The sequence below is a fragment of the Streptomyces tailanensis genome (assembly GCF_008386495.1).
Classification (GTDB): Bacteria; Actinomycetota; Actinomycetes; order Streptomycetales; family Streptomycetaceae; genus Streptomyces; species Streptomyces tailanensis.
The window spans coordinates 139,911-152,858 of sequence record NZ_VTHJ01000003.1; the positions used below are offsets into that span (position 1 = coordinate 139,911).

Here is a 12,948-nt window from a genome sequence, read left to right on the forward strand (position 1 = left end):
TACCTTCGTACATCGTTGTACATCTACCCGCATCGGTCCGTCGGTACATGCTCCAAGGGGAGGGCTCGAGGAGCGCGACGGTCCCGGCGCGGGGCGCGGTAGGGGGGTGCCGTGCTCGGTGATCACGCTGTTGCCGAGTCGTGCCGCGCGACCGACTGCCGAGTCGCGACAGTCGGCCGGCTTTTGCCAGCTCACTTGGTATGCACAAAAGATCGATACGGAGATCGATTTCGCGTGCCGTAAGTGAGAACCCCCCTTTCGAACCGGACACAAAGCCGGACCGCCCAGGGGCGGGCGGTCCACCGGACGAGAGGGACCAGACTCATGAGCTCAGTTCTGCGCCCGGCGGTATCCAATTCCGACGGCAAGTACCGGCCGATCTCCAACCACCTGGCCATCGCGCCGCCGGTGAGCGTGGTGATCCCCGCCATGAACGAGGCGGAGAACCTGCCGTACGTGTTCAAGACCCTGCCGGGCTGGATCCACGAAGTGGTCCTGGTCGACGGCAATTCCACCGACAACACCGTCGAGGTGGCCCGTGAGCTGTGGCCGGACGTCAAGGTCGTGCCGCAGCGCGGGAAGGGCAAGGGGGACGCCCTGATCACCGGGTTCGAGGCGGCGACCGGCGACATCATCGTGATGGTCGACGCGGACGGCTCGGCCGACGGCCACGAGATCGTGTCGTACGTCTCCGCCCTGGTCTCGGGCGCGGACTTCGCCAAGGGGTCCCGCTTCGCCAACGGCGGCGGCACCGACGACATGACCCTGATCCGCAAACTCGGCAACTGGGCGCTGTGCACCACCGTGAACCGCAAGTTCGGCGCCCGTTACACCGACCTCTGCTACGGCTACAACGCGTTCTGGCGGCACTGCCTGGACAAGATCGACCTCGACTGCACCGGCTTCGAGGTCGAGACCCTGATGAACATCCGGGTCGTCAAGGCCGGCCTGAAGGTGCAGGAGATCCCCAGCCACGAGTATCTGCGCATCCACGGCGCGAGCAACCTGCGTGCCGTACGCGACGGGCTGCGGGTGCTGAAGGTGATCCTGAAGGAACGTTCCAACCGGCGTGCGCTGCGCAGCCGTTCGCACGCGACCATGCTCACCGCCGGCCGGGGAGAGTCGTCTTGAACGAGCCGGCCGTCTCGGTCGTCATCTGTGTGTACACCGAGGACCGCTGGGAGGACATCCTCGCGGCGGTCGCCTCGGTGCGCGCCCAGTCCCGGCCGGCCCTGGAGACGCTCCTGGTGGTGGACCACAACCAGGGTCTGCTGGAGCGTCTCACCAGGGAGTACAAGGAGGTCGCCGAGGTGAGGGTGCTCGCCAACGCGGGCCCGCGCGGACTGTCCGCCGGCCGCAACACGGGCATCGCCGCCTCGCACGGCGAGATCATCGCCTTCCTCGACGACGACGCCGTCGCCGAGCGCGACTGGCTCGCGTACTTCGCCGAGGGATACACCGACCCCCGGGTCATGGCCGTCGGCGGCCGTACGGTGCCCATCTGGGCGTCGGGCCGCCGCCCGGCCTGGTTCCCGGAGGAGTTCGACTGGGTGGTGGGCTGCGCCTACAAGGGCCTGCCCGGCGGGGTCGCCCGGGTGCGCAACGTACTCGGCGGCAACGCCTCGTTCCGCCGCACCGCGTTCGACGCGGCGGGGGGCTTCGCCACCGGTATCGGCCGCGACGGGGACAAGCGCCCGCTGGGCTGCGAGGAGACGGAACTGTGCATCCGCCTCTCCCGCGCCAGACCCGACGCGATCCTGCTGCTCGACGACCGCGCGGTGATCCACCACCGGGTGCCCGGTGTGCGGGAGCGCTTCGGGTACTTCCGCACGCGCACCTACGCCGAGGGCCTGTCCAAGGCGCTGGTCGCCCGGAGCGTGGGTGCCGGCAAGGGGCTGGAGTCGGAGCGCCGGTACACCACCCGCGTGCTGCCCGCCGGGGTGGCGCGCGGGGCGCGGGACGCGCTGCTCGGACGCGCGGGGGGCGCGGGACGGGTGGGCGCGATCGTCGCGGGGGTGGCCGCGGCGGCCGGGGGGTACGTTGTCGGGAGCGTCCGGGCCCGCAGGGGTGATGTCACGTTCTCCGTCGGCGAGATCCCGGGTGCCAAAGGGGGCGAGGGGGGCTCGTCATGAACGAAGCTGCGGTACCGATCCTGATGTACCACGCGGTGTCCACCGCGCCGAACGACGCCACCCGGGACCTGTCCGTGGCCCCGGAGGCGTTCGCGGAGCAGATGGCGCTGATCGGGGACCTGGGCTTCACCCCGGTCAACACGGCTGACCTGGCGGCGAGTTGGCGGGACGGCCGCCCGCTCCCCGCCCGGCCCGTGCTGATCACCTTCGACGACGGCTACGAGGGCGTGCACCGCCACGCCCTGCCCGCCCTCACCAAGCACGGCTTCGCGGCCTCGCTGTTCGTCACCACGGGCTGGCTCAAGGGCCCGTACGACAACGGCGGCGGCCTCGACACCATGCTCGACTGGGACCAGGTGCGCGAGCTCGCCGCGGGCGGCGTCGAGATCGGCGGCCACAGCCACACCCATCCGCAGCTCGACGACCTCGACGAGGACCGGCTCCGGTTCGAACTGCGGCGCTGCCGGAGAATCGTCGCCGACGAACTGGGCACCCGGCCCGCCTCGTTCGCGTACCCGTACGGCTACTCCAGCCGCCGGGTGCGGGTCGCGGTGCGCGAGACGGGGTTCGCGCAGGCGCTGGCGGTGGGCAACGTGCTCGCCCGGCGCGGCCAGGGCCCGTACGCGCTCAGGCGGGTCACGGTGCGGCGCTCCACCGGAGTCGAGGAGTTCGAGCGGCTGATCGAGGGCCGTGCGATCGGCCGCAACTTCGCCCGGGACCGTGCCCTGACCAAGGGGTTCGCCATGGTCCGAAGAGCACGACAGGTCCGGAAGGCCATCCGTTCCCGTGTCTGACACGACGACCACCACGGCCGAGACCACCATGTCCGAGGCCACCAAGGGCGCCGAGCAGCGGTCCGGCTCCGGACGCCGGCTGCGACTGCCCGGGATGGGCAAGGGGGCGGGAGGCAACCAGCTGTTCCGCAACGCCTACGCCCTGATGCTCAACACCGGCATCTCGGCCGTCCTGGGGCTCGGCTTCTGGCTGGCCGCCGCCCGCTACTACACCGAGGACGCGGTCGGTCAGGGCTCCGCCGCGATCGCCGCGATGAAGCTCCTGGCGGGGCTCACCGCGCTGACGCTGACGGGTGCCCTGGCCCGGTTCATCCCTGTCGCCGGACGCGGCACGGGACGGCTGGTCTTCCGTACGTACGCGGGCAGTTCGGTGGTCGTGGCGCTGGCGGCGGGTGTGTTCCTGCTGACGCTGGGTCTGTGGGGGTCGTCGTACCGCTTCCTGCACGACCCGGTGAACGCCGTGTTCTTCGTTCTCGCGGTGGTCGCCTGGTCGGTGCTGACGCTTCAGGACGGGGTGCTCACCGGACTGCGCAGCGCGGTGTGGGTGCCGGTCGGCAACACCGTGTTCTCGGCGGTGAAGCTGGTGCTGCTGGTGCTGTTCGCCGCGGCGGTCCCGACCATGGGTGTGTTCGTGTCCTGGGTCGCGGCGATCGCGATGTCCGTGCTGCCCCTGGGCTGGATGGTGTTCCGGCGCCTGATCCCCAGGCATGTGAAGGCCACCGAGGACCACGCGAGTCCGCCGTCGCTGCGGGAGATCGGCCGCTTCCTCGCGGGCGACTACACCGGCTCGCTGTTCTCGCTGGCCGTGGTCTACCTGGTCCCGGTGATCGTCGCCGCCCAGGTCGCCTCCGCCGACAACGCCTACTTCTACATCACCACCACCATCGGCGGCACGGTCAATCTGCTCGCCATCAACATGGGCGCCTCGCTGACCGTGGAGGGCGCCCACGACCCGGCACGCCTCGCCGCCAACACCCGGGCCGCGCTGAAGCGGATGGCGCGGATCATGCTGCCGGTGTGCGCGGTGCTGTTCTTCGGGGCGCCCTGGATCCTGGCCGTCTTCGGGCAGGGTTACGCGGACGCGGCCACCGTGCTGCTGCGCTGGTTCGCCGTGGGCGCCCTGCTGCGGGTCGTGATGGAGACGTACTTCGCGGTGCTGCGCGCCCAGAGCCGTACCGCCGGACTCGCCTGGCTGCAGGGCCTGTTGTGCGTCCTGGTGCTCGGCCTGACGCTGCTCCTGCTCCCCCGGATGGGACTGACCGGCGCGGGCATCGCCGAGGTCGCCAGTCTCGCGGTGATCGTGCTGATCGCCGCGCCCAGGCTGTACAGGATCGTACGGGGAGCGCCGCCCGCCGAGGTGCCGGCGGACGCGGCACCGGACGGCGACCTCGCCGACCTGGGCAAGGTGGCCGCCGCCGCGAAGAAGCAGAGCGGCGCCTGGTCCCGGCGGCTCGACTCCGACACCCTCGCGCTCGGCCTCCACGTCGACTTCGACCACCTGGAGCGCCGCCCCGACGTACGCCCCGGCCCGGGCACCCCGCCCACCGGAACGGCGGGGGTCCGCAGGGACCACCGGCCGACCTGGGCCCTCGGGACACCACCGGCGGTGGGACTGCCCATGGAGAACCGGGAGCCCGGCTCGGAGGCCTCGCTGGGCCCGGCCGAAGTGCCGGAGGTGGATGCGCCGTTCGAGGAGGAAGAGAGGGGCGTACCGAACCGCGAGGAGGCCGTACCGGAGGCAACCGCCGTACGGCAGGAGTCGACCGCCCGCGAGATCGTGAAGCCCAAGGCCGCCGTACGGGAGCCTGTGAAACCGTCCGTGGCGCCCTTGCGGGAACGGCTGCTGCACCCCACGATCACCGGCGTGGTCCTCGGCTGCCTCCTGCTCTCGGCACTGCTGCTCTACTGGGTGCCCGCGCTGGCGCTGAACGACAGCGACCTGGACCGGATGGACGGACTCGGCCTGATCTCCGTGCTGCCCGCACCGACCCTGGTCGGGGCCGCGCTGCTGGCCACGGTCTTCGCCTCCCTGCTGTGGCTGGGCCGCGAGCACAAGGGCCTGCTCCTCATCACCCTCCTGGCCACCGTCGTGTCCCTGCACGCGCTGCCGGCCGTGATCGAGACCGAGCCCCGCTTCGCGACCGCCTGGCAGCACCTCGGCTTCATCGACTACATCGACCGCACCGGCTCGGCCGTACCCGACCTGGACGCCCGCTGGAGCTGGCCGGGCTTCTTCGCGGCGGCCACGTTCGTCGCGCAGGCCTGCGGCATCACCGGCTTCACGGAGATCATCCGCTGGTGGCCGACGGCCATGCAACTGCTCTACCTGGCGCCCATGTTCCTGCTCACCCGCCATATGCGGGCGGGCTGGCGCGCGAAGTGGACGGGCGTCTGGATCTTCGTACTGAGCGGCTGGGTGGGCCAGGACTACTTCTCCCCCCAGGGCTTCACGTACCTCCTCTACCTGGCCTTCGTGGCGATCCTCCTGGTCTGGTTCCGTGCCCCGCGCATGCTGTGGGGCAAGGTGCGCCCCGGCGAGGCGGAGGTGGAACCGACCGACCGCCGCCAGCGGGCCGTCCTCCTGATGGTCCTCATCGCGCTCTACGCGGCCACGGTCCCAGCCCACCAGCTCACCCCGTTCGTGATGCTGGGCGTCCTCGCGGTCCTGGTCCTCGCCGGCCGCTCCGAACTGCGCGGACTGCCGATCCTGTTCGCCGTCATGGTCGCCGTCTGGGTGGGCTTCCTGGCCGAGCCGTACTGGTCCGGCCACTTCGACGAACTCTTCGGCGGCGTCGGCGGCGTCGGCGGAAACGTCACGTCCTCCGTCTCCGGCCGTATCGGCGAAGGCAGTTCGACCCACAAACTCGTCCTCTACGCGCGCGTGGCCCTCGCCGGCACCGTGATGCTCCTGGCCTGCTACGGCTTCTGGCGCCGCCGCGAGAACAAGTACCGCGAACGCTCCCTCCTCGTCCTGGCCTTCATCCCGTTCCTGGGCTTCGGCATGCAGTCGTACGGCGGCGAAATGGCCCTGCGCGTCTTCATGTTCGCCCTCCCCGGCGCCGCCCTGCTCGCCGGTCTCGCCCTGTTCCCGCGCACCGGAGTCACCGCCGAGGAACGCGACAAGGACCGGGTGAGCCTCGCCCCGCTGGCCGCCCTCATGGCCGGCCTCGTCCTCATCGGCGGCTTCCTGATCGCCCGCTGGGGCAACGAGCCCTTCGAGCGCGTCCGCACGGGCGAGGTCGCCGCCATGGAGTACGTGTACGCCCACGACGACCCCACCCTGCGGCTGCTCTGGCTGAGCGACGACCCCGTGAACTCGGTGACGCCCGCGATGCCGTGGGGCGCCCGGGGCATGGAGAAGGTCGAGTACGTGCCGACGCTCGCACCGAGCGACCCGGTCCTGGTATCGGGCCTGGTCAAGTCGCTCAAGGACGCCGGCCCCAACTCCTATCTGATGGTCAACCGCAGCCAGGTCGTCTCCCTCCAGCTGGACTCCGGCTACTCCAGGAACTGGGAGTCCCGGCTCATCCAGAACCTCGACAAACGGGGGGAACTGAAGCGGGCCTTCGCCAACGAGGATGTCACCATCTTCGAGCTGCGCGACCAGACCGGTACGGCCCCCAAGGCCGACCCCGGCCCGATCGGCCCCCAGGTGACCTGGACCCCGTGGTCGGTGGTGGGCGGCATGGCGGCCATCGCCCTGATCGTCCTGCTGACGGCACGCGAGGTCGTACGGGTGGCGGTACGCCCGAGCGTCCGCCAGCTGAGGTGGCTGCAGAGCACCTTCTGGTTCAGCTTGCCGCTGCTGGCGCTGTTGCTGGCGTCACTCGTACAGCGCTTCTTGACGATGGGCTCGGCGTAGTGGCTCAGCGCTTGAGCCACTTCACCTCGTACGCGCCCATGTCGAACTTCTGGCCGTCGATGTTCGCGCTGATCGTGCGGTCGAGGGTGTTGACCACGAGCACGGTCTTGTCGTCGGCCAGCACTCGCACGTTGGGCTTGTCGTCGTCGGCGACGGACACCGTCTCGTACGTCGTCCCCGGTGGGAACTCCTCGCTGAACCGGGACAGCAGATCGAACATGGGCAGCGACTCGCCACCGTCGCTCTTGTCGGTCGGAGTCCACAGGCACCCGGGGCAGTCGCCGCTCTTCTCCTCCGGGTTCCAGTAGAAGCCGGAAGTCGCCCCGCCCTTCGCCATACCGATCAACCCGGACGCCTGCACGGCGACACGACGGGTCTCGGACCAGCCATGACGGTTGTCGTCACCGTCGGCGGGCTCGACGTAGTACTCGGCCCACCACAGCGGCAGATCGCCGGAACGCTCCCGCACCCACTCGCTCACGGCCGTGAACTTCTCCGTCGCCGCGAACTCGTCCGGCAGCAGATCGTCGTCCTTGGTGTAACTGGAGCCGTCGACCACGACGAAGTCGGCGCCGGTCTTGTTCTTGTTCCAGTAGTCGAACGCGTCGAGGACCCGCTGGTCCATCGCACCCCACGCGCCCTTCAGGGACGTGGACGCATCCTGCTTCTGGCGCGGGTCGACGCTGTCCATGACGAGATACGGCCCGCCGACCATGATGTCCTCGTCGACCTTCTTCAGCGCCTTGTGGACGAGGTTGTACAGCTCGGTGTAACCCTCGTAGTCCCAGCGGCCCTCGCTGTCGTTCCAGAAGCCCTTGAACTCGTTCCAGACGATGAAGTGCCGTACGTCGGGGTACCGCTTGGCGACGGTCGCGGCGAGGGCGGCGTAGTCCTCGAAGTGCTCGGGCTCGGGGGCGGTCTCCAGCGCGGCCTGGCTCCAGTCGGTACTGTCGGCCCCGGACTCGCCGCCCTTCATCCAGTCGGGGGCGCAGCACAGGGTGACGACAGGTGTGCCGCCGGTGGCGCGGACGAAGTCGATGCGCCGGTCCATCTCCTCGAAGTCGTAACGCCCCTTGACGGGTTCGGGATTGCCGGCGCCCCAGCCCATGATGTGCTGGATCTGCGGCAGGGGCTGATCGGCGAGGCGTTCCTCGACCCGCTTCACCGCCGCCCCGCTGCCCACGTCGGCGCTGTACTGGGTGTGTGTGAAGCCCCAGCCCACGTCGGGCCCGATGTCGCCGGAGGGGACGGCGGGCGTGCCGTGCACCTTGTCGCCGTCGCGGGAGGTGCCGGCGGTGCTTCCGCCGCCCCCGGGAAGCGTGTTGACCAGGGTCACGACGAGGGCCACGGCGGCCGCCCCCACGCCGAGGAGCGCGGTGAGTCGCCACCGCCGCTCCCCCGAATTCCACCCATGACGTGCCATCAAGGGCAACAGTAACGGCGCGAGGTGGCGGTGGGGGAGCTTCCGCGGTGAACTCCTGAGCCACATCGCCGGGCCCCGACGACAGGATTCGGCGCGCTACGGAAAGCGGATGCACGGGCGCCCTCGGTGACGGATCATGTCGGCATGTCTGCGAACCCACACGACGCACTGCCGATCCGGCTCAACGTCGACGACAGCGACTCCCCGTCCGATGTCGTCGACGCGCTGTTCCTCGGCCGTTTCGCGACGGGCGAGCAGCCGTACGCGCACGCGGCGAACATCGACCGCGTACGGAAGGGCGCCACCCTGCTGCCGCCGGACGCGCGGGTCCTGCGCTCCGCGCGCGACGACGACCGCAGCGCGACCCTCGCCGAGGGCGACGGTTGGACCGTGCTGATCTCCCGCTGGAACCGCGGCGCCGACATCACCGTGACGGCGACCAGTGCCGAGCTCGCGGAGAAGGTGCTCGGCCAGGCCACGGACGGCGCGGCCGACGAGCCCGAGCCGCAGCCGGAGAACGTGACGATGGGCTTCTGGTACGTGTCGCCGCGCCGGGGCCCGCACCGTACGACCCGGCAGATCTCGGCGGGCACCTGGGAAGAGGTACGGCCGAACTACACGGCCCCGGTGGCGGACGCGATGGACCGGCTGATGAAGACGACCCCCGAGGACATCGCGGGCCGTCTCCTGCTTCTGCACGGCCCGCCCGGCACCGGCAAGACCTCGGCCCTGCGCACACTGGCCCGCTCCTGGCGGGACTGGTGCCAGGTGGACTGCGTCCTGGATCCGGAGAGGTTGTTCAGTGATGTCGGCTATCTGATGGACATCGCGATCGGCGAGGAGGACGCGGCGGGCAAGGGCCGCTGGCGGCTGCTCCTCCTGGAGGACTGCGACGAACTGATCCGCGGCGAGGCCAAGCACACGGCCGGCCAGGCGTTGTCGCGGTTGCTGAACCTGACCGACGGCCTCCTCGGCCAGGGTCGCAACGTCCTGGTCGGCGTCACGACCAACGAGGACCTGGAGCGCCTCCATCCGGCGGTCGTCCGCCCCGGCCGCTGCCTGGCCCGTATCGAGGTGGGCCCGCTCACCCGCGAGGAGGCGGTGAGCTGGCTCGGTACGGACGAGGGCGTCGGCCGCGACGGGGCGACCCTGGCGGAGCTGTACGCGCTGCGCCGGGGGACGTCTCCGACGTCGGTGCCGGAGCCGCGGGGTGGGGTGGACGCGGGGCTGTACCTGTAGTGCTTCCATGGGCAGCACTTCCATGAGCGGTGCTTTCATAGAGGTATGACCCTGTTCGTCGGCACGTCGGGGTGGCAGTACAAGGACTGGCGGGGCGCCCTCTACCCGGAGGACTGTCCCACCCGGCTGTGGCTGGAGGAGTACGCCGAGCATTTCGCCACGGTGGAGAACAACAACGCGTTCTACCGGCTGCCGTCACGCGAGACGTTCGATGCCTGGCGGGAGCGCACCCCGCCGGGTTTCGTGGTCGCGGTGAAGGCGAGCCGCTTCCTGACCCACATCAAGCGGTTGCGGGACCCCGAGGAGCCGGTGGACCGCCTGATGAGCCATGCCGCGGGCCTGGGCGACCGCCTGGGCCCGATCCTCCTCCAACTCCCACCCAACCTCCACGCCGACCCCGGCCTCCTGGACGCCTGCCTGGCCTGCTTCCCTCGCGGCACCCGGGTCGCCGTGGAGCCCCGCCACGACTCCTGGTGGACGGACGAGACACGCGAGGTCCTGGAGTCCCGCGGCGCGGCCCTCTGCTGGGCCGACGTCGAGTCCCGCCCCGCCACCCCTCTCTGGCGCACCGCCGACTGGGGCTACCTCCGCTTCCACGTCGGCCGCGCCCGCCCCTGGCCCCACTACGGCCGCCAGTCCCTCACCACCTGGACCCACCGCATCACCGACACCTGGCCCTCCGACCACGACGTCTACGCCTACTTCAACAACGACCCGCACGCGGCGGCGGTGGAGGACGCGATGACGTTCGCCCGGGCGGCGAGGAGGGCGGGCCTGAAGGTGACACGAACACCGAAGAAGCTGGCACGGGCGTAGCCGCGGAAATCCGGGAAAATTCAGCCCCTCCGGCGTTTGAGGAGCGCGGTCTGGGGCGGAGCCCCAGATGGGGGTCCCCCCGCTCGAGCGGAGCCGAGAGTGGGGGAGGTACGGGTAGGGGCGGCGGGGGCGAAAGACATCCCGCGCTCCCTACTCCCCGTACGCCGCCCGCAGGGCATCCCGGGCCGCGGCCAACGCCTCCGCCTCGCTCAGCCCGAGACGCCGCACCCGCTCCGCGTACACCGCCGCCGCGGCCGCGGCCTCCCGCTCCGCGGCCGACCCGGCGGCAGCCACAAACGTCCCGTTGCGCCCCCGCGTCTCGATCACCCCATCCGTCTCCAGCGCCCGATACGCCTTGGCGACGGTATTGGCGGCGAGCCCGAGCTCCTCGGCGAGCCCCCGCACGGTCGGCAGCCGATACCCCACGGGCAGCGCCCCGGAGCGGGCCTGTTCCGAGATCTGGGCCCGCACCTGCTCGTACGGCGCGGCCCCCTCCACGATGCGAATCTTCAAGGTCACGCGGCGATTGTCCCGTACCCACCGGAAAATCGGAGGCAGCGGGCCGCACCCCACGCGTACCGTGGGCACACATGACACCGATCGTGCGCGCCCTCCGCACCGCCGACCGCGCGGACGCCGAGGCCTTCGCCGACGTACGAAGGGGGGCCCTGCCCTTCATGGTCAGCACCGCCGAGTCCCTCCTCCACGACGCCACCAGCGCACCCGCCGAGGCCCACTACCAGCAGTTGGTGGCCGAGGCGGACGGCGAGGTGATCGGCACGGTACAGCTGGGCATCGCCCACGACAGCCACGCACCGGGCCAGGGGTACCTCAACGTGTATGTGCACCCGGAGCACGTGCGCCGGGGCGCGGGCGGGCTGCTCGTGCGCGCCGCCGAGGAGCGGCTGGCCGCGGTGGGGGCGACCCGGCTGCTCTCCTGGGTGCTGGACACCCCGGACAACCGCGCGTTCGCCGAGCGGCGCGGCTACACGAGCAGCCGCTCGGCCCACTTCCTCCGCCTGGACCTGGCGAAGGGCACCCTCCCCTCGGTCCAGTCCCCACCCCCGGACGTCGAACTGCACACGGCCGCCGACTTCGCCGACGACCCGCGCCCCCTGTTCGACCTGGACGCGGAGACGGTGGCGGACGAACCGAGCGATCTCGACGCGGAGTTCGACGACTACGAGCAGTGGGTCGCCCAGACCTACCGCCACCCGCTCCTCGACCACGATCTGAGCACGGTGGTCTTGGTGGACGGCACCCCGGCCGCGTTCACCGCGGTCCGCACGGACGGCCGGAACCGCTACTTCACCGGCATGACGGGCACCGCCCGCGCCTTCCGCGGCCGGGGCCTCGCCAAGCTCGCCAAGAACGACTCCCTGCACCGCGCCCGCGCCGCCGGCTACACGGAGGCGTTCACGGGCAACGACGCCGGCAACGGCCCTATGATCGCGATCAACAAGTGGTTCGGCTACGAGGTGTGTGCGACGGAGGTGCGCCATGTCCGCGAACTCGGCTGAGCCGACGGACGAGTTGGACGTCGTCCTGCTCAAGGCGGGCCGTACGAAGATCCGTTACCCCGCGCGACTGCTCGGCGACGACGGCACCCGGGTCACCGTGCGCGCCGACTGGGCGAGCGACGGCGTACGGGACTTCGGCTTCGTACGGTTCGAGCCGGGCGATGTCTTCACCGAGTACTACTGGCGCGACCGGTGGTACGCCGTGAAGGAGGTGCGCGACGGACAGGGCCGGCTGAAGGGCTGGTACTGCGACATCACACGCCCCGCCACACTGTCCGGCGGTGAGCTCGTCGTCGAGGACCTCGACCTGGACCTGTGGCGCTCCGCGGACGGCACGGCCGTACTGCGGCTGGACGAGGACGAGTTCGAGGAGAGCGGGCTCAGGGAGAGAGACCCGGAGGCCGCGGCAGCCGCCGTCGCCGCCCTCGACGAGCTGGAGGTGTTGGCCACCGTCGACGGCGGCCTGGAGTCGTTGCTCACGTAGCCGGTCAGGGGCGGGCCACCACCGCGTACCGCTCATCCTCGACCGCCCTCCCCCACAGCGGCGCCTCGTCCGACAGCAGTTCCACCCGTATGTCGGACACCAGCCGCGCGAGCAGCCCGGTCAGCCGCTCGGCGGACATCCCGACCGGGCTCACCGTGCCCCACACCCCCTCGACCAGCACGAGCCGCCCTTGGGGCCGCAGCAGCCCGCACCAGTGGCGCAGGGCGCGCCCCGGATCGGGCAGGGCCCACAGAACGTGGCGGACGAGGACGACGTCGAAGCGCTCCTCCCCCACCGGTGGGGCCGCCGCGTCGCCGACGAGGAACACGGCGGGGTGCCCGGCAAGCTTGCCGCGCGCGACGCCGACCATGGCCGGGGAACTGTCGACGCCGGTCACCCGGTGCCCCTGTTCGGTGGCGAGAAGTGACAGGCTGCCGGTGCCGCAGCCGAGGTCCAGTACGTCGCAGGCCAGGCCCGGCAGCCAGCCCCGCAGTCGGGTCGCCCAGGCGTCCCGGACGGCGGGATCCCGCAGGCCATGATCGGGTTCGTCGTCGAACGTGGCCGCCTCCGCGTCCCAGTCGACGGTCGCGGGCGGGTCGTTCGACGCCGAGTTCTTCGGGGTTTCGGAGGCTCGGGAGGTTTCGTCGTCGTCGATGTTGGTCATGCCGCCAGAGTGAC

The 12,948-nt window shown here is 70.9% G+C and carries 11 protein-coding genes; 8 read left to right on the forward strand and 3 right to left on the reverse strand.

Going from position 1 to position 12,948, the window contains the following annotated elements; translation table 11 throughout:
• Nucleotides 1–324 precede the first annotated feature (324 nt).
• The 4 genes from F3T56_RS04295 to F3T56_RS04310 are packed head-to-tail and all read left to right on the forward strand — an operon-like array spanning nucleotide 325 to nucleotide 6,788.
• Nucleotides 325–1,131 (forward strand): glycosyltransferase family 2 protein, encoded by an 807-nt coding sequence (locus tag F3T56_RS04295; protein ID WP_149823326.1) that lies wholly within the window; start codon nucleotides 325–327, stop codon nucleotides 1,129–1,131.
• The gene (locus F3T56_RS04300; protein ID WP_149823327.1) at nucleotides 1,128–2,132 is read left to right on the forward strand and encodes a glycosyltransferase family 2 protein; all 1,005 of its coding nucleotides are present in this window, start codon (nucleotides 1,128–1,130) and stop codon (nucleotides 2,130–2,132) included. Before F3T56_RS04295 ends, F3T56_RS04300 begins: the two co-directional genes overlap by 4 nt.
• Entirely contained in the window at nucleotides 2,129–2,926 is a 798-nt protein-coding gene (locus tag F3T56_RS04305; RefSeq protein WP_149823328.1) for a polysaccharide deacetylase family protein, read from the forward strand. Before F3T56_RS04300 ends, F3T56_RS04305 begins: the two co-directional genes overlap by 4 nt.
• Nucleotides 2,919–6,788 (forward strand): lipopolysaccharide biosynthesis protein, encoded by a 3,870-nt coding sequence (locus tag F3T56_RS04310; RefSeq protein WP_149823329.1) that lies wholly within the window; start codon nucleotides 2,919–2,921, stop codon nucleotides 6,786–6,788. Before F3T56_RS04305 ends, F3T56_RS04310 begins: the two co-directional genes overlap by 8 nt.
• 4 nt (nucleotides 6,789–6,792) lie before the next feature.
• Here the strand turns inward: F3T56_RS04310 and F3T56_RS04315 are convergent, their stop codons facing one another.
• Nucleotides 6,793–8,211: a GH39 family glycosyl hydrolase gene (locus F3T56_RS04315; protein WP_149823330.1), complete on the reverse strand. Its 1,419-nt coding sequence runs from the start codon at nucleotides 8,209–8,211 to the stop codon at nucleotides 6,793–6,795.
• A 144-nt stretch (nucleotides 8,212–8,355) separates the two neighbouring features.
• Between F3T56_RS04315 and F3T56_RS04320 the strand changes: the two genes are divergently transcribed.
• Nucleotides 8,356–9,450 carry a DUF5925 domain-containing protein gene (locus F3T56_RS04320; RefSeq protein WP_149823331.1) on the forward strand — a complete coding sequence of 365 codons (1,095 nt, stop codon included), beginning with the start codon at nucleotides 8,356–8,358 and terminating at the stop codon, nucleotides 9,448–9,450.
• Nucleotides 9,451–9,495: 45 nt separating this feature from the next.
• Nucleotides 9,496–10,266 (forward strand): DUF72 domain-containing protein, encoded by a 771-nt coding sequence (locus tag F3T56_RS04325; RefSeq protein WP_149823332.1) that lies wholly within the window; start codon nucleotides 9,496–9,498, stop codon nucleotides 10,264–10,266.
• 150 nt (nucleotides 10,267–10,416) lie between these two features.
• On the opposite strand, the gene F3T56_RS04330 is transcribed toward F3T56_RS04325, so the two are convergent.
• Complete coding sequence (locus tag F3T56_RS04330; protein WP_172638794.1) at nucleotides 10,417–10,785, reverse strand: GntR family transcriptional regulator; 369 nt, start codon at nucleotides 10,783–10,785, stop codon at nucleotides 10,417–10,419.
• 71 nt (nucleotides 10,786–10,856) lie between these two features.
• On the opposite strand from F3T56_RS04330, the gene F3T56_RS04335 reads away from it, so the two are divergent.
• Both F3T56_RS04335 and F3T56_RS04340 read left to right on the forward strand, forming a co-directional pair.
• Nucleotides 10,857–11,786 (forward strand): GNAT family N-acetyltransferase, encoded by a 930-nt coding sequence (locus tag F3T56_RS04335; protein ID WP_149823333.1) that lies wholly within the window; start codon nucleotides 10,857–10,859, stop codon nucleotides 11,784–11,786.
• Entirely contained in the window at nucleotides 11,767–12,270 is a 504-nt protein-coding gene (locus F3T56_RS04340) for a ribonuclease FAU-1 family protein (RefSeq protein WP_149823334.1), read from the forward strand. The genes F3T56_RS04335 and F3T56_RS04340 overlap by 20 nt, the downstream gene beginning before the upstream one ends.
• 4 nt (nucleotides 12,271–12,274) lie before the next feature.
• Here F3T56_RS04340 and F3T56_RS04345 read toward each other — a convergent pair whose 3' ends face one another.
• Nucleotides 12,275–12,934 carry a class I SAM-dependent methyltransferase gene (locus tag F3T56_RS04345; RefSeq protein WP_149823335.1) on the reverse strand — a complete coding sequence of 220 codons (660 nt, stop codon included), beginning with the start codon at nucleotides 12,932–12,934 and terminating at the stop codon, nucleotides 12,275–12,277.
• Between the last annotated feature and the right edge of the window lie 14 nt (nucleotides 12,935–12,948).